This window comes from Flavobacterium buctense (assembly GCF_014486695.1).
GTDB lineage: Bacteria > Bacteroidota > Bacteroidia > Flavobacteriales > Flavobacteriaceae > Flavobacterium > Flavobacterium buctense.
Window position 1 is genome coordinate 621794 of sequence record NZ_JACTAB010000001.1, and the last position, 23017, is coordinate 644810.

The following is a 23017-nucleotide window of genomic DNA, read 5'->3' on the forward strand; positions in this document are numbered from 1 at the left end:
TTCTTATTTGAAAGCTAAAAGACAAATTCCGGTTATTATAATATTGAAGATAGAAAGCGGAATTAAAATTTTCCAGCCTAAGTTCATCAATTGATCGTATCTGAAACGTGGTATGGTCCATCTAATCCACATAAAGAAGAAAATGAAGAAACACAATTTGGCAAACAAAGCCGCAATTCCGATTACGTTGGCGATGTTAACACCCCAATTTTCTACTGCCCAAGCCATGCCAGGATAATTATATCCGCCAAAGAATAAAACCGCAATAATAGTAGAAGAGATAAACATGTTGGCATATTCTGCAAACAAATAGAATCCCATTTTCATCGAAGAATATTCCGTATGGTAGCCACCAATTAATTCCGACTCACACTCGGCTAAATCGAAAGGGGTTCTGTTGGCTTCGGCAAAAGCACAAATTAAGAAGATTAAAAAGGAAAGCGGTTGGTAAAATACGTTCCAATTCATTCCGTATTGTTGTACCGAAATCTCTTTTAAACTTAAGGTTCCGGTCATCATCAACAAGGCAATCATCGACAATCCCATGGCAATTTCATAAGAAACCATTTGAGAAGCGGCACGAACCGCACCCATTAAAGAGAATTTGTTGTTGGATGCCCAACCACCAATCATGATACCGTAAACACCAATCGAAACAACAGCGAAAATATACAACAAAGCACTATCGGTATCGGTAGCTTGTAATATTACGGTTCTTCCGAAAATTTCCAATTTATCACCCCAAGGAATTACGGCACTTGTCATCAATGCGGCACTCATCGCGATGGCTGGTCCTAAAAAGAAAAGGAATTTATTTTTAGTATTAGGTTCAAATTCTTCTTTGGCAAATAATTTCATCCCATCAGCCAACGGTTGTAACAAACCACCCCAACCGGCGCGGTTTGGCCCAACACGGTCTTGCAAATAAGCAGCAACTTTACGCTCAGCCCAAGTGGAATACATGGCCATAATCATCGTTACAGCAAAAACCACCACAATTAAAATACTTTTTTCTATAATAAAGGCACTATCCATTTTGCTTTTCGTTTATTGGGTTACCGTCTATTTTTTCGTTGTAATCGATTTCGGCCATACTGATTTTTTTACGGTCGATGTCTCTACCTTGAAGGATCCCTTTTTCGGTGTCGATTACAACTTTGTCTAGTTTTCCGTAATGTTTGTTTTGGTTGATTACCGAATCTTTCTCAAATTTTCTTGGTCCTTCGATTACCCAATCCGCCACGTCTTTTTTGTCGAAACGACAAGTGTTGCAGATGAAATCTTCTACTTCGTGGTATTCGTCTTTTCTGGCAGTAACTCTTTGGATTTCGTTACCAAACATCCATAAAGTGGTTTTTCCGCAACAACCCGGCGTAGTACATTCTCTGTGGGCATTGAAAGGTTTGTTGAACCAAACTCTCGATTTGAATCGGAATGTCTTATCCGTTAACGCGCCAACCGGACAAACATCAATCATATTGCCGGAGAATTCATTGTCAATGGCGGTTGAAATGCAAGTTGAAATTTGTGAGTGGTCACCACGATTTAATACGCCGTGAACCCTTTTGTCAGTTAACTGATCGGCCACTTCCACACAACGTTGGCAAACGATACAGCGGTTCATGTGCAATTGAATTTTGTCACCGATATCTTCCGGTTCGAAAGTTCTTTTTTCTTCTATAAAACGCTGTTGTAATTTTCCGTGTTCGAAGCTTAAATTCTGCAAATCACATTCGCCTGCTTGGTCACAAACCGGACAATCCAAGGGGTGATTGATTAAAAGGAATTCGGTTACGGCTTTACGCGCCTCAAAAACTCGGTCTGATTTTTTGCTGGCGACTTCCATTCCGTCCTGACAACCGGTTACGCATGACGCAACTAGTTTTGGCATCGGTCTTGGATCGGCTTCGCTACCTTTGGTAACATCCACCAAACAACAACGACATTTTCCGCCGGTTCCTTCTAGTTTCGAATAATAACACATGGCTGGCGGAACAGATTCTCCACCAATCATACGAGCAGCTTGCAGGATCGTTGTTCCCGGTGCTACTTCAATTTCTTGACCGTCTATGGTTACTTTCATTTATATTAAGTCTTAACGTCTTAATGTCTTAATGTCTTAATGTCGAATTGCTCAACTCTATGACTTTATGACTTTTGACTGTCATTTAAATATTTTATAAATCCACTTATTAATTTTGAAATATCAGAAACATCATTAAATAATTCTTCAAATTCAATTTTTTCAATATAATTCAAATCTAATGCTAAATACAATTGCGATCGAACTTCTCCTGCGGATGCTTTAGCTATATACAAAAAATGTATAAATTCTTTATCTGTGTTCCTTTCAAAACCTTCTGCAATATTAGAAGAAATTGAAATAGATGCTCTTCTTATTTGTCTGACCAAATCAAAATCTTTTTTAAAATTTTGATTATCGGTTATTTCATAAATCCTTTTATTAAACTGTCTGGCTTTCTGCCAAGAATTAATTTCTTCAAAAGATTTAAATTTTCCCATTTACTTTATGACTTTTAGACTTTCGACATTAAGACTTGAGAAAACGGTTCGTGAACGAAATGGTCACGGTTCTTTATTTTTTCCGGGAAACGAATATGGTATTCAAACTCGTCTCTGAAGTGACGAATGGCCGCAGCAACAGGCCATGAAGCCGCGTCACCTAAAGGACAAATCGTGTTTCCTTCAATTTTGGATTGGATGCTCCATAACAATTCGATGTCTTCTTCGCGTCCTTGTCCGTTTTCGATTCTCCACAACACTTTTTCTAACCAACCAGTTCCTTCACGGCATGGCGTACATTGACCGCAAGATTCGTGGTGATAGAAACGGGAGAAATTCCATGTATTGCGAACGATACAAGCGCGGTCATCATAAACGATAAATCCGCCTGAACCCAACATCGAGCCTGTGGCAAAACCACCATCGGATAAACTTTCGTAAGTCATCAAACGGTCTTCGCCAGCAGCGGTTTTGTAGATTAAATTCGCTGGTAAAATCGGCACCGAACTTCCACCCGGAACCAATGCTTTCAAAGGTCTGTCGGTTTGCATTCCGCCACAATATTCGTCGGAATTCATGAATTCGTATACTGAAACGCCTAATTCAATTTCGTAAACGCCTTGGTTTTTGATGTTTCCGGAAGCCGAAATTAATTTGGTTCCCGTTGAACGACCAATTCCGATTCCGGCATAATCAGCCCCTGAATTGTTTACAATCCATGGCACAGCCGCAATCGTTTCTACGTTATTGACTACGGTTGGATTTTGCCAAAGTCCTTTCACCGCAGGAAATGGCGGTTTCAATCTAGGGTTGCCACGTTTTCCTTCCAAACTTTCGATAAGGGCTGTTTCTTCACCGCAGATGTAAGCACCGCCGCCAATTTGAACGAATAATTCCAAATCGTAGCCTGAGCCTAATATGTTTTTGCCTAACCAACCGGCCGCTTTTGCTTCGGCGATGGCTCTTTCTAAAATTTTGTAAACCCACATATATTCTCCACGGATGTAGATGTAGGATAGGTTGGCCCCCAAAGCATAACTCGAGGTAATCATTCCTTCAATCAAAAGATGCGGAATGTATTCCATTAAGTATCGGTCTTTGAAAGTTCCCGGTTCCGATTCATCGGCATTACACACCAAATGTCTTGGATTGCCTGATTTTTTGTCGATAAAACTCCATTTCATTCCGGCCGGGAAACCTGCGCCACCACGACCTCGCAATCCTGAAGTTTTTACTTCTTCGACTACTTCATCCGGAGTCATTTTTTTCAGGGCTTTTTCTACTGAAGCGTAACCGCCTTCACGACGATATACTTCATAGGTTTTGATACCCGGAACGTTGATTTTGTCTAATAATATTTTTCTTCCCATGATATTATTTATCGTGTAAAGTGATTTTTCCGTCTTTGCAATCAGCGATGAGCTGGTCTACTTTTTCTTTGGTCAAATGTTCTTGGTAGAAATCACCCAACTGCATCATTGGGGCATAACCACAAGCGCCTAAACATTCAACACCGCGTACTTCGAAAAGTCCGTCAGCGGTGGGTTCGCCAATGCCTACGCCCAATTTGGAACAGGTATAATCCATCAAATCTTCCACACCGTTTTGGCAACAGGCAGCAGTTTGACAGAATTCGAACATGTATTTTCCGATGGGTCTTTGGTTGAACATTGTATAAAAAGTCACTACTTCGTATACTTCGATAGGCAATATTTCTAAGATTTCGGCAACTTTGTTTTGCAGTTCGATACTCAACCAGTTGTCGTGAGCGTCTTGAACTTCGTGCAAAACCGGTAATAAAGCTGATTTCTTTTTATCGGCAGGATAATGACTAATTAACTCATTGATGCGAGCCATCAACGGTTCAGTAATGTTTATCTCTTGTTTGATGTGTGATCTTTCCATTTGTATTATTTTAAATTTTGAATTATAAATTTTAAATGTTTGGAATAATTTAGAATTTAAAATTCATCATTTATAATTTCTTTTAGGCGTCTAATTCGCCGGCAATTACATTTAAACTTGATAAAATAACGATAGCGTCTGATAGCATTCCGCCTTTAATCATATCAGTGTAGGCTTGGTAATAGATATAACAAGGTCTTCTGAATTTTAAACGGTATGGTGTTCGGCTTCCGTCGGTAATTAAATAGAAGCCTAATTCACCGTTTCCGCCTTCAACCGCGTGATAGATTTCGTCTACCGGAACCGGTACTTCACCCATCACAATTTTGAAGTGATAAATTAAGCTTTCCATATTGGTGTAAACGTCTTCTTTCGGTGGTAAATAATAATCGGGAACGTCAGCGTGGATTGGTCCTTCGGGTAATTTTGCTAAGACTTGTTTGATGATGCTTAAACTTTCCCAAACTTCGGCATTACGAACGCAAAAACGGTCATAAGTATCGCCTGATTTTCCAACTGGAACATCAAATTCGAAATCTTCATAAGAAGAATACGGAGCGGCTTTACGAACGTCGTAATCAATTCCGGCTGCGCGTAAGTTTGGACCGGTTAATCCGTATTGCATGGCTTTTTCAGCGGTAATCGGACCTACATTAACGGTACGGTCAATGAAAATTCTGTTTCTTTCGAATAGGTTTTCGAATTCTTTCCAGGCTACCGGAAATTCTTCTAGAAAAGTGTTTAGTTTTTTGAACGCTTCGTCAGACCATTCTCTTTCGAATCCGCCTATTCTTCCCATATTGGTGGTTAAACGAGCGCCACAAATTTCTTCGTAAATCTCGTATACTTTTTCTCTGAATTGGAATACATAAAGGAATCCGGTATAAGCTCCGGTATCCACACCCAAAATCGAATTACAAATCAAGTGGTCTGTGATTCTGGCCAACTCCATCACAATCACTCTTAAATATTGCGCACGTTTGGGTACTTCAATATTCAATAATTTCTCTACAGTCATCCACCAAGCCATGTTGTTGATAGGCGAAGAACAATAGTTCATACGATCAGTCAAAACATTGATTTGGTAAAACGGACGGTTTTCGGCGATTTTTTCAAACGCACGGTGAATGTAACCTACGGTAGGCTCAGCATCTAAGATTCTTTCTCCATCCATCAATAAGATGTTTTGGAAAATTCCGTGTGTTGCCGGGTGAGTTGGTCCCAAGTTTAATATAGAGAGTTCGCTTCCGTCTTCGTTGCGGGTTTTTTCTATAATTTTAGCATATCGATGCTCTGGTGATAATAATAAATCTGACATCATTAATTAAAAATTGATAATTGATAATTGATAATTTTCAATTAACTATTAATTTAGTTTTTCTGTGCATTTGGTAATTGTCAATTGTTCATTGTTAATTATCCATTATTAACCGGTGTTCTTCCGAAGAAACGGTCATCTTTGTCGGTTCTTCCGCTGTCTTCCATTGGGAATTCTTTTCGCATCGGGTGAGAAACCATTTCATCCATATTCAAAATTCTTTTTAATTGCGGATGTCCTTTGAAATTGATTCCGAAGAAATCCCAAGCTTCTCTTTCCATCCAATTGGCGCATAGAAACAAGTCGGTTATCGTATCAACTTCTGCAGGATCGGGCAAATAAGTTTTTACACGAATTCTCACGTTTTCAATCCAGTTGTGCAATTGATAGGTTACGGCAAATTGGTGTGTTTCATCATTATCCGGGAAATGAATTCCGGCTAAATCTGTTAGGAAATGGAAGTTTAAATCTTCTTGTTCTTTCAAAAAGCGAATCACTTCGTGAATGGTACTTGGTGTTGCCTCTAGGGTGAAAATATCTCTTTTCATTTCGAAATTCAGCACATTGTTGCCAAAGGCTTGAGATAATTTTTCTTGTATGTGTGCAGTTTCTAAAGCCATATTATAGGTTATAAGAAGCTAATAATTCTTTATATTCCGGTGAACTTCTTCGGCGTACCGATTCGTTTTTTACCAATTCTTGCAATTGCATTACGCCGTCTACAATTTGTTCCGGTCTTGGCGGACAACCTGGAACGTAAACGTCAACCGGAATCACTTTATCGATGCCTTGTAAAACAGAATACGTGTCGAATACTCCACCTGAAGAAGCGCAAGCTCCAACAGCGATAACCCATCTTGGTTCCGACATTTGTTCGTATACTTGACGTAAAATAGGCGCCATTTTTTTAGAAATCGTTCCCATTACCATCAACATATCGGCTTGACGCGGAGAGAAACTAACTCTTTCCGAACCAAAGCGCGCTAAATCGTAGTGAGAGGCCATGGTGGCCATAAATTCAATTCCGCAACAAGAAGTCGCGAACGGCAATGGCCAAAGTGAATTAGCTCTCGCCAATCCGACAACGTCGTTTAATTTGGTGGCGAAGAAACCTTCACCAACGACTCCTTCGGGCGGAGCAACCATATTTGTTTTAGAATCACTCATTTATAATTCGTAATTTATAATTCGTAATTAATTATTCCCACTCCAACGCTTTCTTCTTGATAATGTAGAAGAAACCCACTAAAAGCAATGACATGAAAATAACCATCTTAATCATGCCTTCCATTCCTAATTCTTTGAAATTGATAGCCCAAGGGTATAAGAAAATCACCTCTACGTCAAAAAGGACGAAAAGAATAGCTACCAAGAAATATTTTACTGAAAAAGGTATTCTGGCGTTTCCAACCGATTCGATACCACATTCGAAATTTTTGTCTTTGTTTTTGGAATGTCTTTTTGGGCCCAAAAAGCTAGAGCCAATAATGGTTAAGACCACAAACCCTACCGCTAAACCAGCTTGCATTAGGATTGGTAAATAATCTAATTGATTAGACTGCATAGTGCTCAAAATTAGAAGTAAATTAAAATAGCCACAAATATACATCGCATTATTTAATTCGCAAAAATGAAAGGCTAAACGTTTGTTATTTCTTTCCTAAACGGGTTTATTTAAACCGATTATAAATAAGGAAATTAGGGTATAAAAAAACGTCCCGAAATTTTCGGGACGTTGAGTCATTCTAGGTAATCAAAAAATAATATATATTAGTCTTCGATAGCTACTACTTGAGCTGCTACTTTACCTTTTCTACCTTCTTCTTCTTCGTATGATACTTTATCACCTTCAGCTAGACCTTCTGTTCTAACTCCGGTAGCATGTACGAAAATGTCTTTTCCTGTTTCGTCATCAGTAATAAAACCGTAACCTTTTGATTCATTGAAGAATTTAACTTTACCTGTGCGCATTTTGTAATATAAAAATAATTAATAATGCCCAAAGATATACTTATTTGCGACGTAGCCAACAAAAATCGAATAAAAAGTTAAATTTTTTTCAAAATTTTCAAATTATAATTAAATGATTTTCAGTGCAGTATTTGAATTATTCTAAAAATGACAACAAAAAAAGTAATTATTTATAAACTTTTAAATAATGGCGCTCTTTGAAAATGCGAATATGATATTTATTGCGGTAAGTCTAATTTTATGTATAATTCTTTTAATTGGGCTTCATCTATAGCCGAAGGCGCGTCAATCATTACATCGCGTCCGGAATTATTTTTTGGGAAAGCAATAAAGTCACGGATAGTTTCTTGTCCACCTAAAATCGCTACCAATCTATCCAATCCAAAAGCCAAACCACCATGTGGCGGTGCTCCAAATAGGAATGCATTCATCAAGAAGCCAAATTGGTCTTGGGCTTGTTCTGGCGTGAAGCCTAATAAGCTGAACATCCTGCTTTGTAGTTCTTTATCGTGTATACGAATCGAACCACCACCGATTTCATTTCCGTTTAATACCATATCATAGGCATTGGCACGAACTTTACCCGGTTCGGTTTCTATTAATTTCATGTCTTCCGGTTTCGGTGAGGTGAACGGATGATGCATAGCGTGATAACGCCCGCTTTCTTCGTCCCATTCTAATAAAGGAAAATCAACTACCCATAACGGAGCAAATTCTTCGGGTTTTCTCAACCCTAAACGAGTCGCTAATTCCATACGTAGTGCTGATAATTGGGTTCTGGTTTTATCAGCTGGTCCTGAAAGCACAAAAATCATGTCCCCTGCTTTGGCATTTGTTGCTGCTGCCCATTTTTTTAAATCGTCTTGGTCGTAGAATTTATCCACTGAAGATTTGAACGTTCCGTCTTCTTCACATTTGACGTAAACCATTCCTGAAGCACCAACTTGAGGGCGTTTTACCCAGTCAATTAAGGCATCAATTTCTTTACGAGTATAAGAAACGCAACCCGGAGCGGCAATTCCAACCACTAGTTCGGCCGAATTAAATACCGGAAAATCTTTATGTTGGGCAACGGCGTTTAGCTCTCCGAATTTCATTTCGAAACGAATATCCGGTTTGTCGTTACCATAGGTTTTCATGGCGTAATCGTAAGTGATTCTTGGGAATTCAGCAACGTCTATGCCTTTGATTTCTTTTAGTAAATGACGAGTCAAGCCTTCGAAAACATTTAGAATATCTTCTTGTTCAACGAATGCCATTTCGCAGTCGATTTGGGTGAATTCCGGTTGTCTGTCGGCGCGCAAATCTTCATCACGGAAACATTTCACAATTTGGAAATATTTGTCCATGCCACCAACCATCAATAATTGTTTGAAAGTTTGAGGCGATTGTGGTAAGGCGTAAAATTGTCCTTCGTTCATTCGGCTTGGCACCACAAAATCTCTTGCGCCTTCCGGAGTTGATTTGATTAAATAAGGCGTTTCCACTTCACAGAAATCTAAATCGGATAAATATTTGCGCACTTCTATGGCCACTTTGTGACGGAAAAGCAACGAGTTTTTTACCGGATTTCTTCGGATATCCAAGTAACGGTATTTCATTCGGATGTCTTCACCACCATCAGTTTCATCTTCGATAGTGAATGGCGGGACAATAGAAGCATTTAATAAAGTCAGTTCAGAAACCAAAATTTCGATATCACCAGTAGACATATTTGGATTTTTGGACTCACGTTCAATTACGGTTCCTTTTACTTGAATTACAAATTCTCTTCCAAGTGATTTGGCTTTTTCAAATACCGATTTGTCCGTTCTTTGTTCGTCAAAGATTAACTGCGTAATGCCGTAACGGTCGCGTAAATCAACCCAAATCATAAACCCTTTATCTCGTGATTTTTGTACCCAACCGGCAAGCGTAACTTCTTTATTAATATGAGTGGCGTTTAACTCGCCGTTATTATGACTTCTGTACATTGGAATAAAATTTTGGGCAAAAGTAAAAAACTTATACCAATTAAATGGATGAAGTTTCAAATCAAATTTAAGTTAATCTTTAATTTTCGAATTGGGAAAACCAGTATATTTGATATCTTAAAATTAAATACACACATTTATGAAGAAAATAGTTAGCTTTATTTTAACCGTATTTGTTTCCGCTGCAGCCATTGCTCAGGAAACGATGACTTTTCAGGCGGAGATTGCCAACAAGAACGGCAACACACTTTCTATCAATAGCGGTAGAGAGACCATTCAAAAAATTGAGGCCGATGCTAATGGCAATTTTAAAGCCACTTTTCCTATCAAGGAAGGATTGTATCAGTTATTTGATGGCGTAGAATATGCCAATTTGTACTTAAAAAACGGTTACAATTTGAAAATGACTATGGACGCTGTAAAGTTTGATGAGACCATAGCGTTTTCCGGAAATGGGGCAGAGGAAAACAATTTTTTAGCCCAACGAACTTTACAGGAGAACAGTATTGATTTTCAAACGATGCTTGAGTTGGATGCTGATGGTTTTAATAAAGCTTCCGAAGCACTCAAAGCCGGTCAATTGGCTAGTTTAGAAGCTTCTAAAATTGACGTCAACTTGAAAGAGATGTTGAAAAAAGGTACCGAAGCCAATATTGGTCAACTGCAACAATATTATACCATGTCGCAAGCCAAGAAAAAAATGAATAATGTACCGGCGCCAAATTTTGATTATGAAAACCACAAAGGCGGCAAAACCACCTTGGAAAGTTTAAAAGGCAAATATGTTTACGTTGATTTATGGGCAACATGGTGTGGTCCATGTCGTGCCGAAATTCCTTCTTTGAAGAAAATGGAGGCTGACTTTCACGGGAAAAATATAGAATTCGTAAGTGTTTCTATTGATGCTGAAAAGGATTATGAGAAATGGAAAACCTTCGTAGTTGAAAAAGAATTGACCGGAACGCAATTGTATGCTGCTAAAGCAAACCAAACGGATTTTGTTAAAGCCTTTGAAGTGAATTCGATTCCGAGATTTATATTAATTGATCCAAAAGGGGTTGTAGTTGATGCCGATGCGAAAAGACCTTCTGATCCAAGACTTAGAGAACAGTTGAATAAATTATTGAATTAAAACACCAATAAAATTAATACTTAAGCCACCCAATTCGGGTGGTTTTTTATTTAGAAAAACAAATCTAATGTTAAGTTTTCATTCAATGTTACCAAATTGTTAAGTAAAAGTTTTTTTATTGTAAAATAATATATATATTTGTTATGTTATTATGAACTATTAAAACCTACGACTATGAAAAAGATATTTATTTTAGGAGCATTACTTATCTCAGGATTGACTTTCGCTCAAACCGGCAAACCATTTTTGGAGCAAGAAGGGAACTTAGTAAAAGCTACCTATTATTATGAAAATGGTAAAGTGCAGCAACAAGGTTATTTTAAAGACGGTAAGATTACCGGACAATGGGTAGCTTTTGATGAAAACGGCAATAAAAAATCGATTGGCGAATATACCAACGGACAAAAAACCGGAAAATGGTTTTTTTGGAACAATAAATCGTTAAGTGAAGTGGATTATTCTGATAGTCGTGTGGCTTCAGTGAAATCTTGGAAACAAGACGCTATAGTAAATAAATAAGAAGTTAATTATTTATAATGAAAAAGGGAACTCAAATTTTGAGTTCCCTTTTTTACTTTCAAACTATTTATTTAGGCTTCTATAGCTTTTCTTCTTTCTCTTCGGTCTCTTAACCAATACTTAGTTCGTTTCACTAAGAAGAACATCACCGGAACCATGACTAAAGTCAATACCGTAGCATAAGTCAATCCGAAAATAATCGTCCAAGCCAATGGTCCCCAGAAAATCACATTGTCTCCACCCATATATAAGTGTGGATTCAAATCGGTGATCAATCCGAAGAAGTCGAAGTTCAATCCGATGGCCAATGGAATTAATCCTAATACAGCCGTTAAAGCGGTTAATAATACCGGACGCAAACGCGATTTACCACTTTCAATAATCACTTCTTTGATTTCTTCCAGCGATAAATCATCATGACTTTCCAAAGCCTTGTCGGCTACTTTTTTGTCTAATAACAAGACGAAGAAGTCCATTAATACAATTCCGTTTTTCACCACAATTCCCGCCAAGGAAATGATTCCCATCATCGTCATAAGGATTACAAAATCCATATTGGCAATCACATAACCGTAGAAAACTCCACTGAAACTCAGTAATACAGTGAATAAAATCACAATGGTTTTAGAAACCGAATTAAATTGTAACACAATAATAATTGTAATTCCTGCCATCGCTAAGAACAAGGCATAGAGCAAGAAACTTTGGTTTTTACCCTGTTCTTCTTGTACACCGGAAAACGAATAAGTAATGCCTTTAGGCAATTCGTATCCTTTTAGTTCTGTTTCAATTTGCTTGGTGATTTCATCTGCATTAAAACCGGTTATTACATTGGAATAAATAGTCATAATGCGTTTGTACCCTTTTCTTTTGATTTGGTTATAAGTATACGTTTTTTCAGTGGCAGACACGGCTGAAATCGGTACTTGAACGATTTGACCATTGTTTTGGTTTCTGAAAGTCATCGATTGATTGAAGAGGATGTTTTCATTCTTACGCTGGTCTTCTTGCATGCGCACCACAATGTTATAATCGTCATCGCCTTCTTTGTAAGTTGAAATTTCCTGACCGTATAATGAACGACGCAAGTTGAATCCTAATTGTCCTGTAGTAACTCCGGCACTTCCCGCGTTTACACGATCTACATTTACCTCGAGTTCCGGACTTTGTTTATTGACATCAACACTTAACTTTTCGATTCCCGGAATGTTTTTGCTGTTGATGTAAGCAATCATTTTGTCAGCTTGCGCAATCATTTGGTCATAATCAGAACCGGTTAATTGCACACTGATTGGATAACCTGCCGGCGGACCATTGGCATCTTTTTCAACGGTAACTACTGCTCCGGCAATTCCTTTTACTTTGCCACGGATTTCTTCTAAAACATCTGAAGTATTAATCCCTTGACGGAATTTGAACTCCGAGAAGTTTACGGTAACTTTCCCTTTAAAAGGAGTTTCCGAAGCCGAACCGGCATCCACATTTGGGTTTCCGGCGCCGACACCAACTTGAGAAACGATACTTTCCGCTAAGTAGTTTTCGCCCGGATTTTTTGGATCAACATATTTGCTTAAGATATTGATTACCTGTTTTTCTACGAATAATGTAGCTTTGTTGGTTTTCTCAATATCAGTTCCTTGAGGATATTCGATATAAACAATCGCCTGATTTGGAATATTATCCGGGAAGAATAATACTTTTCTCGGGAATACATTAAGCAAAACAACCGATAAAACCAGCATTCCAATGATACTTCCAAGCGCAATCCAGGAATTTCTACCGGTTAGGATTTTGGCCAAAAAGCTTTTGTACTTTTCTTCCATTCTCGGGAAAAAATTATGTTGGAAATCTTGGGTCCATTGGTACAATTTTAACTTATACAACCACATTAATCCCAATGAAATTATGGCTAAATGTCCAATGGCTCTTCCCAGTTTAGAATCATAAACATTTCCGAGTATCACGAAAATAACAGCCAGTATTCCGAAAATAATCGAATATGTTTTGGCAGATTTATTGGTTACATTTCGGTCTTCTATATCCATTGAACCACCCGTCATCGCGGCATTGACAATCATGGCCACAAACAACGACGCACCTAATGTTACCGAAAGGGTTAACGGGAAATAAATCATAAATTTACCCATAGTTCCCGGCCACAAAGCGAAAGGTAAAAACGCCATCAAAGTGGTTGCTGTAGAGGAAATTACCGGCCAAGCGATTTCACCAATACCGATTTTTGAAGCTTGCACACGCGGCATGCCCTTTTTCATATTGGCGAACACATTGTCAACAACAACAATTCCGTCGTCCACCAACATTCCTAATCCCATTACCAATCCGAACAACACCATCGTATTTAAGGTCATTCCGAAAGCCGATAATATGGTAAACGCCATTAACATCGACAGCGGAATAGCGGCACCAACGAATAAGGAGTTACGCAATCCCATGGTGAACATCAAGACAATCATAACCAACACAATTCCGAAGATAATGTGGTTGGACAATTCGTCCACCTGGTGTTCAACTCGAGAAGATTGGTCGTTGGTTAAGTCGATTTTTAAATCTTTTGGCAAATAATTTTCTTGGGCCAATTTAATTCTTTCTTTGACTTGCTCAATGGCAGAAATCATGTTTTGACCCGAACGTTTTTTTACGTTCAACATCACCACTTCTTTTCCTTTTTCACGGGCGTAAGTAGTTTTTTCTTTTTCTTTGAAACTAACTTTTGCAATGTCTTTAAGATAAACGCTACCGCCAAATGATTTTACGATTACATTTTCCAATTCTTTCGGATCTTTTATTTCCCCGACGATTCTGATGTTGTTTCGCGAACCTTGAGAAGTCAAATTGCCACCCGAAAGTGTCATGTTTTCATATTTCACGGCATTTTGAATGTCATCAAATGAAACTTGAGCAGCCGTCATTTTGAAAATATCAACGGCGATTTCTACTTCTTTGTCATCAACCCCAAGAATGTCAACTTTCTTTACTTCGGCAATTTCTTCAATATCATCTTGAAGTTTTTCGCCGTATTTTTTAAGTTGTTGTGTAGTGTAATTTCCTTTTAAGTTGATATTCAAAATGGGCACTTCTTCTGAAATGTTCAATTCGAAAACGCTTGGTTCTACTTTACTTCCGTTGTCTAAATTGGGCCAATCGGTATCGGCTTTTACCACATCGACTTTGTCTTTGATTTTGGTTTTGGCTTCTTCGAGACCGACTTTATCGCTGAATTCTACGATAATCATTCCGTAATCTTGAAACGAGCTGGCCGTAATTTTATCAATGCCACTGATGTTTTTGAATTCTTTTTCCAGTGGTTTGACGATTAATTTTTCAACGTCTTCCGCAGAATTCCCCGGGAAAACCGAAGAAACATATATTTTATTTTCGATGATTTCAGGGAAATCTTCACGCGGCATGGTTACATAGGCGATCAAACCGGTAACTACAATCAAAAAGGTGAAGATGTAAACAGTGACTCTGTTGTCGACTGCCCAACTCGATATTCCGAATTCTTTATTTTGGTGACTCATGTAATATTAGATTTTAGATATTAGATATTAAATTTTGGATATTTGATATCTAATATTTGATATTAGAAATTTAATTTCATTCCTTCAGAAATATTGTTCACGCCTTCGGTCACAATAATGTCATTTGCCGATAAACCACTTAGGATTTCAGTAACATTATCAGCTGATTTTCCTACGGTTACTAATACTTTTTTGGCGGTTCCGGTTTTACCATTGCTGCCTTCTACAGTGTACACATATTTAGCACCGGTGCCGTCTTCTTGAACCACACTGGTTGGAACAACAATCGCTTCTTTGTTTACATAGTCGGTGATTTTAAGTTTGGCGACTTGATTCGGACGTAACAAGTTGTCCGGATTAGGAAGACTTACTTCAATACCAAAACTTCTGTTGCTTGGGTTGATGAAATTACCAATTTGACGTACTTTCCCTTTGTAAGTTTTATTTAAAGAAGTTAGGTAAACATCAACCAAAGTACCTACTTTTAATTTTCCGATATAAGTTTCAGGAACGGTTGTCGAAACATACATGTTGTTTAAATTTACAATTCGCATTAAACCTTGAACGCTTGGCGCAACGACTTGTCCTTTTTCAACAAACACTTCGTCGATAGTTCCGGTAAATGGAGCACGGATTACAGTCTTTGATAATTGCGCTTTGATTTGAGCCACACTTTTTTGAGCCGAAATCATTTGCGCTTGCGCTTGTAAATATTGAATTTCCGAACCGATTTTTTTGTCCCAAAGATTCTTTTGTCTTTCGTAGGTGGTTTTGGCCAAATTGTATTGGTTTTCGGCACTGGCCAATTGTTGGCTCATACCGCCATCATCAACGCGACCTAAGATTTGTCCTTTTGAAACCTTTTGTCCGGCGATAACGGTTAAGGAAGTTAAAGTACCGCTGAATTCCGGTTGTACCAAAATGTTTTCTTTGGTATCTACACTTCCTTGAATGTCAAGGTAATGATTGAAAATAGTGTCTTTTAAGGTCAGTACTGAAACCAGCGCTTCTTCTTTTTTAACGTCTAAAGTGGCTAGAGCCTCTTCGATTTTCGCAATTTCAGCTTGCAAAGCAGTTTTCTTTGTTTGTAAGGCTGTTACGTTTTTTGAGGCTATCAATTGGTCAACTGATTGTGCATTTTCTTTGTTTCCACAAGCGTAAAGTACTACGGCTAACAGGGCAAGTATAATTGTCTTTTTCATTTTGTATAGATTAGTTTTTATTGATGATTTTTTCAAGAGTTGCTTTTTTATTGATGATGTTTACCATAGATTGCAAGTAGTTTTGTTGCGCAGTGTACAATTGTCTTTGTGCTTCACTGAAGTCAAAACTGGAGGACAAACCTTCGGTAAATTTGATTTGTTGCTTTCTTTCGATGCGTTCGGCCAAATTCAAATTGCTTTTAGAAGTGGCATATTCTTCAATGCTGAATTCATACTCGCTTTTGGCTCTTTCGTATTCTAATTTTAATTGTTGTTCCGTTTGTATCAATTGGGTTTTGGCTTGGTCTAATGCAATTTTGGCTTGTTGTGTTTTAGCACTTCTACCAAAACTGCTAAATATCGGCACATTTAAACTCACTCCGAGATTGGAGAAGTTGTTCCATTTTTGTTGACTACTGGTAAAATTAAACTCATTGGCAAATGAATTGTAACCAAAGTTAACAGCAGCACTCAAGGTTGGCAAAGCTTTGCTTCTTTGTAGTTTTAATTCTAAGGTTCTTTGCTCTTGGAAGTTGGTGGCCATTTGATAATTGATGTTATTCGTTACGGCAAATTCACCTTTACTGAAAGCCAAATCTAAATTAGAAGCCGAAAGACTATCCAATTTATCGGTTAGCTGTAAGTCGGCGTCAATGTCTATTCCTAACGTTAGTTTCAACATTTTATACGCTACGTCTTGGAGTCTTTTGGTATTGTTTAAGTTACTGTTGATAGCCGCCAAAGTAATCTGAAGTTGCTCTACATTTTCTTCTTCAATCAAGCCGTTTTTATAAGTTTCTTCAGTATCGGTAAGGGTCTTTGATAATGTAGCCTTATTTTTTTCAAGAATAGCAACGCTTTCTTCTGCCAATAACACATTACCATAAGCATTGATTACCATCTCACGGATTTCAGTATTGTTTTTTCGTTTGGCATTTTCATAATATTTCAAATACGTTTTTGAGGCTTGAAGCGCCACAATGTAAGAGCCGTCAAAAATTAATTGACTTAAGGTTGCTGCAGCATTCATATTGTGTTTGGTTCCAAAGGCAAAAGTCAATACATCAGATGGATTTCCTCCAAATGGTCCACCGCCTGCAGCGCCTTGTTGGGTTAATTCGAAATTATTTACATAATTCACTCCGGCATTAATTTGCGGTAAACCGGCTGCGGTTGTTTCCCATTTTTTCTGCTTGGCAACATCAATATCTCTATTGGCATTGAGGGCCGAATAATTGTTTTTGATAGCGTGTTCAATAGCCTGTTGTAGGCTGAAAGAATAGCTTTCTTTTTTTTCTTGGGCATGTAAAAAGCTTATCGCCAAGAAAAGTGTTAGTATTAATTTATTTTTCATGGATTGATGATTATATAATGGTTTTTAAATGTTTTTCGAGTTCGATAATTCCTTCAGCTGTTGCTATGGCTCGGGTGTGGTATTCGAGTGCCTTGGCTTCCAGTTCGTAGGCGTCTTTTTCCAACATGGTATTTTCATTAATGGAAAAAATTAAAGTATAATAAAATTTTACAGCAGCTTCAACATCGGTTTCCTTTCGGTATAAGCCTTCTGTAATTCCTTTTTCAATGTTTTGGCGAAACATGTGGCTACAATCTTCAATTTCGTTGGCCATCATTTTTTCATAAATTTCAGGATAATGCTTTTTGAGCTGATAGGCCGGAGATTGATCAAAGGATTGAAACATTTGTTTGAACATCTCTCGCATTTGAAAATTTTCGGCGATTGCATTGTGATTTTGCGCCATCACTTCATCCATCATGGAATGAATTTTTTGATGTACTACTTCAGTGCCTTCTTCAATTAGCTTTTCTTTGTTGCTGAAATATTTGTATATCGTTTTTTTCGAAATGCACATCTCACACGCTATATCATCCATAGTAACACTCTTGAAACCCAGTTTCAAAAACATGTCTGTTGCTTTTTTGATGATTTTATCTTTCATTTCTGTTAAAATTTCTGGGGCAAATGTAAGATGGAAACTTTAAACACTAAAATAGTTTCCATAGTATTAACGTAAATTTAACATTGGTTGAAATAGCGCCTTTTTGTAAAGCGATGAGAATAACCTAAATTAGCCGAAAATATTTTTCATGCGCGCTATTTCCGATTACCAAGACATAATCATTTCCCATTTTGAAACATTGACTCTTGAAAAAGAGCCTAATAATTTATACGAGCCTATTCGATACATATTAGCGCTTGGCGGAAAAAGATTGCGTCCAATATTAACTTTAATGGCAGCCGAAGTATTTGATGCTGATTGTCAAAAAGCCATACAAGCCGCAACAGCCGTTGAGGTTTTTCACAATTTCTCGCTGATTCACGATGATATTATGGATGATGCGCCATTGCGCAGAGGAAATGAAACCGTACATGAAAAGTGGGATTTGAATACAGGAATTCTTTCAGGCGATGCGATGCTGATTTTAGCCTACCAATTTTTTGAAGCCTATGAACCGTATGTCTTTAGAGAATTGGCTAAATTGTTTAGTAAAACTGCATTAGAAGTTTGTGAAGGCCAACAATACGATGTGGATTTTGAAACCCGAGACGATGTTACGATTCCGGAGTATTTGAAAATGATTGAATACAAAACCGCAGTTTTGGTTGGAGCCGCCATGAAAATGGGTGCGATTGTAGCCGAAACTTCAACCGAAAACGCCAATGCGATTTATGATTTCGGATTGAATTTAGGGATTGCATTTCAGTTGCAAGACGATTATTTAGACGCTTTTGGCAATCCGGAAACTTTTGGAAAGCAAGTCGGCGGCGATATCATCGAGAATAAAAAAACTTATTTGTACCTCAAAGCTTTAGAATATTCAGAAGCGGAAGAGAAAGAGCAATTGCTGCATTTATTCTCCATTCAGCCAAGCGACAATACCGATAAAATCAATTCGGTGAAACAAATTTTCAACCAAACCGGTGCGAGTGATGCTACCCAAAGTGCCATTCAAGACTATACTTTAAAGGCTTTTGAAACTTTAGACAAAATGAATATCAGTGAGGATAAAAAAGCTGTTTTGAGAGCTTTCGGGGATAAATTAATGAGTAGAAACGTGTGAAATGTCAATATCAATTTCAAAAATCAATAACAATCCTGACTATTACCATTGATTTTTGCCATTGCCATTGCCATTGAAATTGAAAATCCCATTATGTTCCAACCACCAACCAATACCGACCAATTACTTTCGGAAGCCGAGAAAGAAAACTTGTACGCAAAACTTATCGAGCAACTCAACAAGGATTTCAATTTTGCCAACGAACCCATTGATTTTCCAAAAAGTACTTCGCCTTACGAATTGAAAGTACAAATCCACGAAAAAATTTACCGTTTAATTCAATACAAATACGCCGAATTACTCAACTTGCTCTACATCATTGATGTTCCTGAAGAAAATATCAAACAATTGGACGGAAGCGACACGGTTGAATTGGCCGAGCAAATCGCTTTTTTGATATTGAAAAGAGAATGGATGAAGGTTTGGTTCAGAAACCGAATGTGATTTTAAACATTACATACCTTTCTATTAAATTGTGTGAGCCTTTGTTTGTTGAAAAGTCAGATGCGCTAACGGTTGTAAATGTTTTGTTGTTGGTTAGATTTTTTCCTATTAATGAATATGTCAAATTTTTATTTTTTGGTGTAAAATTAATTTCATAATCTAGAAAAAAGTAATTGTCATTAGATTTTAAATTTGGTGATATAAAATTCCCAACTAGGTTACTGTTTATAAATTTTTTAGATTTAAATAGAATTTTAGTCTGATTCGTAAGCATTTGGAAATTATTATTTAGTTGTTCATCTTCAACTTTAAAATTTGAGTTTAAATAAAATGTTTTATTTTCGATAACTAGTTTTTTGTTTATTCCTCTACGCGCTGTAAAGTTTGCTGTAAAATTTTTATTTTTTATTTCTCTTAAATCAGATTCATTGAGAATATTGTTATCAAAAGACAAATTAAAAGATGAATTTAGCTGAAATGTAGTTCTCAATGAATGAATATATTTTTCACTAGAAACTGTTATCCCATAATCTTTGTTACTAATCTTTGCGAAAAATTGATTTGAAACGGTAATATTTTGATTTATTATTGTTTCTTGAAAATAATTATTTGGTCTGTTATCATGAGTTATAGCAACATTGAATTGAGTTAAATTAAAAAAATCATGATGATTAAAACTTAAACTATGAGAATGTGTTTTTAGATATTCTAACCTTATTTCGTTTGAAATGAAATCTCTATAACTTGTTTGAATAATTCCTGAAAATAATCTGTCTTCTTCGGGCAAAATTTGATTAAATGAATAGTTGTAATTCAAAGAACTATGAGTGTCTAATTTATATATTGCAGTTACTTTTGGGACAATAAAATACGCTTCTTTTTTTATTTTTTCACTCGCATCATTAAAATCTAAATCATTATAAATAGCATTCAAACCTATTCTAAAAGAATATTTTTTTTCGTTGTAAACTAAAATAGGATTAATATTTAAATTTTTAATGTTATAAATATTTTCGTTTCTAAACTCATTGCCAATACTTTGATTATTTTGATTTAATAAATTTGAAAAAAGTGAATTTCTCAAATCAAAATAACTTGTATGAATTGCATATTTTAGTTTTTTACTAGATACAAAATAGGAATTATTGATAGATAAAAACTGTTTTTGAAATTCACTTTGTTGATTAGCCGCTAGTAAAAGTCCCAAATCATCAATCGCAGTTGGTGGATTAGTTTTTAAACTTTGAGGCAATTTATTCTTTGTGAAATGCAGTGATGTTACAATGGCTTTTTTTTCCGAAATTTTCAGTGTAGAGTTTATGTTATGTGATGTATTGAATTGATTCGTTGTAACATTATTATTTTGAATTAAATTATTATTACTACTTATATCATTAAAAATGAGTTCGCTTTGGTTTATTTTACTTATATATTCCCAATGAAAATTATCTTTTTCTTTATTTGAAAAGTGAACATTTGCGTCAAAAAGTTTAGGTCTTTTATTCAGACTATTCGTTTCATTAATTTCTATTATTTCATTTTGTAAAAAAATTATTGAGTTACTTTTATTCAATCTACTCAGTTCGTCTTGATAAAATCCGAGATTTACTTTAAAACTTGATTTTTTAAAAACTTTATTTAAAGTATTCAAACTGGTATAGAAATTATTATTTAGTCGATGAAAATTATTGTCTAATAGTGAATTGAAATTTCCTTGATTTATTAATGATTTTGATAGTAGATTTTGATTTTTTATATTTTCTAACGAAATAATTTCTGAACTAAAATCGTATGGAGTGTTGTTTTGTCCGACATTATTAAATGATGAAAGACCAAATGCTTTAATTTTTTTATTAACTAAAACTCCCGAAAGTGTTCCATAATATCTATCTTCTATTCCATAGCCAAGAGTTGAATTGCCTGAAAAATCTGTTTTGCCTTTTTTAAGAACAAGATTTAGGACTACATCATCTGAATCTTTTATTCCTTTCAACAAACTATTCTCTTCATAATTCTCAATACCTTGTACTTTTTCAATCATATCAACATTGATGTTTTTACTCCCTATTGTATAGTTCGCATCAAATAAATCATCTCCATCAAGCAACATTTTTTTTATTTCTTTTCCTTTGTATTTTATTGTTCCATTGTCTTCAACTTTAATTCCTGGGAGTTTTTTTAATAAATCCTCTACTACTTTTTCTGAACCATCTATAAAACTATTAGGATTATATTCTAATGTGTCTTTTTTTTGAAGAATTGGAGGTGCTTTTTTTATGATAACTTCTTTAAGATTTGTTATTCTTTCTTTCAGAAAAAAGTCAATCATCAACTCATTATTAACTATCTTTAACTTACTTAAATCAACTGTTCTGGGTTCATGAATTAAGGTAGAAACTTCAAGAAACAAAGTGTCTCTTTCTTTTTTGAGTTGTAGCCTGTAAAAGCCTTTTTCATCAGAAGTGGTGAATTGTTTTATTAATTCATTTTTATCTTTAATTACTACAGTAGCAAAAGGCACAACACCAAGCGAGTCGGTAATTGTGCCTTTTATTGTTTGGGAATAAACAGTTGTGGTTAAAAATAAAATTAAAATAATTTTATTAATCAACAAATTTTTCAATATATCCGATTGGAATACTAAATGACATTCCGTCTTCAGGATTGTAATTTTTAACTTTCTCAACTCTTTTTTTGTAAAAATCTTTAAATTCTTGCCATGTTGCAATATTTTTTTCATCAAAAGGATTAGTGAAATTGAATTTAATATCTTTGTTATATTCGATTTCATAAGCTTCTATATTTACTGTGCCATCGTCGGATTGAACTTTTAAAATTAGCCCTGGTAGTCCATCAAATTTGAAAGGTCCATTAGGAATTGGAATATCTTTTAAAAAATATGCTTTATAACTTCTGCCTCTGAAAACGCATTTTGCTTCTTGACAATCGTATCCCATTACTTTAGTGTAATTTTTGGTAATATCCCATTTTATAATATTTATAGAGTCTACTATCACTTTTTTTAATCCGTAATCTCGATTAAAATAAATTTTTTTAGTACTGAAATCTTTAAAATAAGTAAAATTATATGTTGCAGAAGTGTTGTCCATATCTCCCATAGATATAGTTTGAATAATTGTATCACGAGCTTTTTCGTAATAATAACTTTTTAAATTACTTGTCAATAGTGTAGTTTCTTCATACAAGAAACAACCATATTCTTCTCTTTCATCCAACAAAAAAGATTTATAGTTTATTTTTATAAAGTCAAAATTATTTTGAGAAAAAGAATTTAATGAAAACACAAGAAAAAAAATGAAAAATGTTTTATTTATCATAAAATTAAAATTAAAACAAGAGTTGAAAATTAAAACCAACAAACAACTCTTGTTTATTAAAAATAAATA

21 protein-coding genes are annotated in these 23017 nt (G+C 35.9%); 4 read left to right on the forward strand and 17 right to left on the reverse strand.

Translation table 11 applies throughout. From position 1 onward, the window contains the following. Positions 1-3: 3 nt before the first annotated feature. The 11 genes from nuoH to aspS form a co-directional block, all read right to left on the reverse strand. Positions 4-1035 carry an NADH-quinone oxidoreductase subunit NuoH gene (gene nuoH / locus ICG50_RS02735; RefSeq protein WP_187659373.1) on the reverse strand — a complete coding sequence of 344 codons (1032 nt, stop codon included), beginning with the start codon at positions 1033-1035 and terminating at the stop codon, positions 4-6. Continuing rightward, positions 1028-2083 carry an NADH-quinone oxidoreductase subunit G gene (locus ICG50_RS02740; protein WP_187659374.1) on the reverse strand — a complete coding sequence of 352 codons (1056 nt, stop codon included), beginning with the start codon at positions 2081-2083 and terminating at the stop codon, positions 1028-1030. The genes nuoH and ICG50_RS02740 overlap by 8 nt, the downstream gene beginning before the upstream one ends. Before the next feature lie 65 nt (positions 2084-2148). After that, entirely contained in the window at positions 2149-2523 is a 375-nt protein-coding gene (locus ICG50_RS02745; protein ID WP_187659375.1) for a four helix bundle protein, read from the reverse strand. Positions 2524-2537: 14 nt separating this feature from the next. Next, complete coding sequence (gene nuoF, locus ICG50_RS02750) at positions 2538-3893, reverse strand: NADH-quinone oxidoreductase subunit NuoF (RefSeq protein ID WP_187659376.1); 1356 nt, start codon at positions 3891-3893, stop codon at positions 2538-2540. Between the two features lie 4 nt (positions 3894-3897). Further along, on the reverse strand, positions 3898-4428 hold the full coding sequence (locus ICG50_RS02755; protein WP_176306923.1) for a complex I 24 kDa subunit family protein: 531 nt from the start codon (positions 4426-4428) through the stop codon (positions 3898-3900). 82 nt (positions 4429-4510) lie between these two features. Further along, entirely contained in the window at positions 4511-5746 is a 1236-nt protein-coding gene (gene nuoD / locus ICG50_RS02760) for an NADH dehydrogenase (quinone) subunit D (protein ID WP_187659617.1), read from the reverse strand. A 98-nt stretch (positions 5747-5844) separates the two neighbouring features. Continuing rightward, the gene (locus ICG50_RS02765; RefSeq protein ID WP_187659377.1) at positions 5845-6366 is read right to left on the reverse strand and encodes an NADH-quinone oxidoreductase subunit C; all 522 of its coding nucleotides are present in this window, start codon (positions 6364-6366) and stop codon (positions 5845-5847) included. A gap of 1 nt (position 6367) precedes the next feature. After that, a complete protein-coding gene (locus ICG50_RS02770; protein WP_187659378.1) occupies positions 6368-6913 on the reverse strand; it encodes an NADH-quinone oxidoreductase subunit B in 546 nt (181 codons plus the stop codon). 31 nt (positions 6914-6944) lie between these two features. Next, a complete protein-coding gene (locus ICG50_RS02775) occupies positions 6945-7310 on the reverse strand; it encodes an NADH-quinone oxidoreductase subunit A (protein WP_121312450.1) in 366 nt (121 codons plus the stop codon). A gap of 206 nt (positions 7311-7516) precedes the next feature. Continuing rightward, positions 7517-7717: a cold-shock protein gene (locus ICG50_RS02780; protein WP_121312451.1), complete on the reverse strand. Its 201-nt coding sequence runs from the start codon at positions 7715-7717 to the stop codon at positions 7517-7519. Positions 7718-7935: 218 nt separating this feature from the next. Then, the gene (aspS, locus tag ICG50_RS02785; RefSeq protein WP_187659379.1) at positions 7936-9690 is read right to left on the reverse strand and encodes an aspartate--tRNA ligase; all 1755 of its coding nucleotides are present in this window, start codon (positions 9688-9690) and stop codon (positions 7936-7938) included. A gap of 139 nt (positions 9691-9829) precedes the next feature. Here aspS and ICG50_RS02790 point away from each other — a divergent pair, with 139 nt between their 5' ends. Together ICG50_RS02790 and ICG50_RS02795 are read left to right on the forward strand one after the other, a co-directional pair. After that, a complete protein-coding gene (locus tag ICG50_RS02790) occupies positions 9830-10822 on the forward strand; it encodes a TlpA family protein disulfide reductase (protein WP_187659380.1) in 993 nt (330 codons plus the stop codon). 174 nt (positions 10823-10996) lie between these two features. Continuing rightward, positions 10997-11341: a toxin-antitoxin system YwqK family antitoxin gene (locus ICG50_RS02795; protein ID WP_187659381.1), complete on the forward strand. Its 345-nt coding sequence runs from the start codon at positions 10997-10999 to the stop codon at positions 11339-11341. Positions 11342-11412: 71 nt separating this feature from the next. Here the strand turns inward: ICG50_RS02795 and ICG50_RS02800 are convergent, their stop codons facing one another. The 4 genes from ICG50_RS02800 to ICG50_RS02815 form a co-directional block, all read right to left on the reverse strand. Next, the gene (locus tag ICG50_RS02800) at positions 11413-14883 is read right to left on the reverse strand and encodes an efflux RND transporter permease subunit (RefSeq protein WP_187659382.1); all 3471 of its coding nucleotides are present in this window, start codon (positions 14881-14883) and stop codon (positions 11413-11415) included. Positions 14884-14945: 62 nt separating this feature from the next. Continuing rightward, the gene (locus tag ICG50_RS02805) at positions 14946-16085 is read right to left on the reverse strand and encodes an efflux RND transporter periplasmic adaptor subunit (RefSeq protein ID WP_187659383.1); all 1140 of its coding nucleotides are present in this window, start codon (positions 16083-16085) and stop codon (positions 14946-14948) included. 10 nt (positions 16086-16095) lie between these two features. After that, positions 16096-17439, reverse strand: a complete 1344-nt coding sequence (locus ICG50_RS02810; RefSeq protein ID WP_187659384.1) for a TolC family protein — start codon at positions 17437-17439, stop codon at positions 16096-16098. Positions 17440-17449: 10 nt separating this feature from the next. Next, positions 17450-18043 carry a TetR/AcrR family transcriptional regulator gene (locus ICG50_RS02815; protein WP_187659385.1) on the reverse strand — a complete coding sequence of 198 codons (594 nt, stop codon included), beginning with the start codon at positions 18041-18043 and terminating at the stop codon, positions 17450-17452. 148 nt (positions 18044-18191) lie between these two features. On the opposite strand from ICG50_RS02815, the gene ICG50_RS02820 reads away from it, so the two are divergent. After that, positions 18192-19166: a polyprenyl synthetase family protein gene (locus tag ICG50_RS02820; protein ID WP_187659386.1), complete on the forward strand. Its 975-nt coding sequence runs from the start codon at positions 18192-18194 to the stop codon at positions 19164-19166. 93 nt (positions 19167-19259) lie between these two features. Next, a complete protein-coding gene (locus ICG50_RS02825) occupies positions 19260-19610 on the forward strand; it encodes a hypothetical protein (protein ID WP_187659618.1) in 351 nt (116 codons plus the stop codon). On the opposite strand, the gene ICG50_RS02830 is transcribed toward ICG50_RS02825, so the two are convergent. Together ICG50_RS02830 and ICG50_RS02835 are read right to left on the reverse strand one after the other, a co-directional pair. Next, positions 19594-22233 (reverse strand): carboxypeptidase-like regulatory domain-containing protein, encoded by a 2640-nt coding sequence (locus tag ICG50_RS02830; protein WP_187659387.1) that lies wholly within the window; start codon positions 22231-22233, stop codon positions 19594-19596. The two genes, ICG50_RS02825 and ICG50_RS02830, sit on opposite strands and share 17 nt — an antisense overlap. Beyond that, on the reverse strand, positions 22214-22948 hold the full coding sequence (locus tag ICG50_RS02835; protein ID WP_187659388.1) for a GLPGLI family protein: 735 nt from the start codon (positions 22946-22948) through the stop codon (positions 22214-22216). The genes ICG50_RS02830 and ICG50_RS02835 overlap by 20 nt, the downstream gene beginning before the upstream one ends. Positions 22949-23017 lie beyond the last annotated feature (69 nt).

Excerpts from the sequence above, each read along its gene's own strand:
- nuoH (WP_187659373.1), bottom strand. The coding sequence starts at position 1,035 with ATGGATAGTGCCTTTATTATAGAAAAAAGTATTTTAATTGTGGTGGTT.
- ICG50_RS02740 (WP_187659374.1), bottom strand. The coding sequence starts at position 2,083 with ATGAAAGTAACCATAGACGGTCAAGAAATTGAAGTAGCACCGGGAACA.
- ICG50_RS02745 (WP_187659375.1), bottom strand. The coding sequence starts at position 2,523 with ATGGGAAAATTTAAATCTTTTGAAGAAATTAATTCTTGGCAGAAAGCC.
- nuoF (WP_187659376.1), bottom strand. The coding sequence starts at position 3,893 with ATGGGAAGAAAAATATTATTAGACAAAATCAACGTTCCGGGTATCAAA.
- ICG50_RS02755 (WP_176306923.1), bottom strand. The coding sequence starts at position 4,428 with ATGGAAAGATCACACATCAAACAAGAGATAAACATTACTGAACCGTTG.
- nuoD (WP_187659617.1), bottom strand. The coding sequence starts at position 5,746 with ATGTCAGATTTATTATTATCACCAGAGCATCGATATGCTAAAATTATA.
- ICG50_RS02765 (WP_187659377.1), bottom strand. The coding sequence starts at position 6,366 with ATGGCTTTAGAAACTGCACACATACAAGAAAAATTATCTCAAGCCTTT.
- ICG50_RS02770 (WP_187659378.1), bottom strand. The coding sequence starts at position 6,913 with ATGAGTGATTCTAAAACAAATATGGTTGCTCCGCCCGAAGGAGTCGTT.
- ICG50_RS02775 (WP_121312450.1), bottom strand. The coding sequence starts at position 7,310 with ATGCAGTCTAATCAATTAGATTATTTACCAATCCTAATGCAAGCTGGT.
- ICG50_RS02780 (WP_121312451.1), bottom strand. The coding sequence starts at position 7,717 with ATGCGCACAGGTAAAGTTAAATTCTTCAATGAATCAAAAGGTTACGGT.
- aspS (WP_187659379.1), bottom strand. The coding sequence starts at position 9,690 with ATGTACAGAAGTCATAATAACGGCGAGTTAAACGCCACTCATATTAAT.
- ICG50_RS02790 (WP_187659380.1), top strand. The coding sequence starts at position 9,830 with ATGAAGAAAATAGTTAGCTTTATTTTAACCGTATTTGTTTCCGCTGCA.
- ICG50_RS02795 (WP_187659381.1), top strand. The coding sequence starts at position 10,997 with ATGAAAAAGATATTTATTTTAGGAGCATTACTTATCTCAGGATTGACT.
- ICG50_RS02800 (WP_187659382.1), bottom strand. The coding sequence starts at position 14,883 with ATGAGTCACCAAAATAAAGAATTCGGAATATCGAGTTGGGCAGTCGAC.
- ICG50_RS02805 (WP_187659383.1), bottom strand. The coding sequence starts at position 16,085 with ATGAAAAAGACAATTATACTTGCCCTGTTAGCCGTAGTACTTTACGCT.
- ICG50_RS02810 (WP_187659384.1), bottom strand. The coding sequence starts at position 17,439 with ATGAAAAATAAATTAATACTAACACTTTTCTTGGCGATAAGCTTTTTA.
- ICG50_RS02815 (WP_187659385.1), bottom strand. The coding sequence starts at position 18,043 with ATGAAAGATAAAATCATCAAAAAAGCAACAGACATGTTTTTGAAACTG.
- ICG50_RS02820 (WP_187659386.1), top strand. The coding sequence starts at position 18,192 with ATGCGCGCTATTTCCGATTACCAAGACATAATCATTTCCCATTTTGAA.
- ICG50_RS02825 (WP_187659618.1), top strand. The coding sequence starts at position 19,260 with ATGTTCCAACCACCAACCAATACCGACCAATTACTTTCGGAAGCCGAG.
- ICG50_RS02835 (WP_187659388.1), bottom strand. The coding sequence starts at position 22,948 with ATGATAAATAAAACATTTTTCATTTTTTTTCTTGTGTTTTCATTAAAT.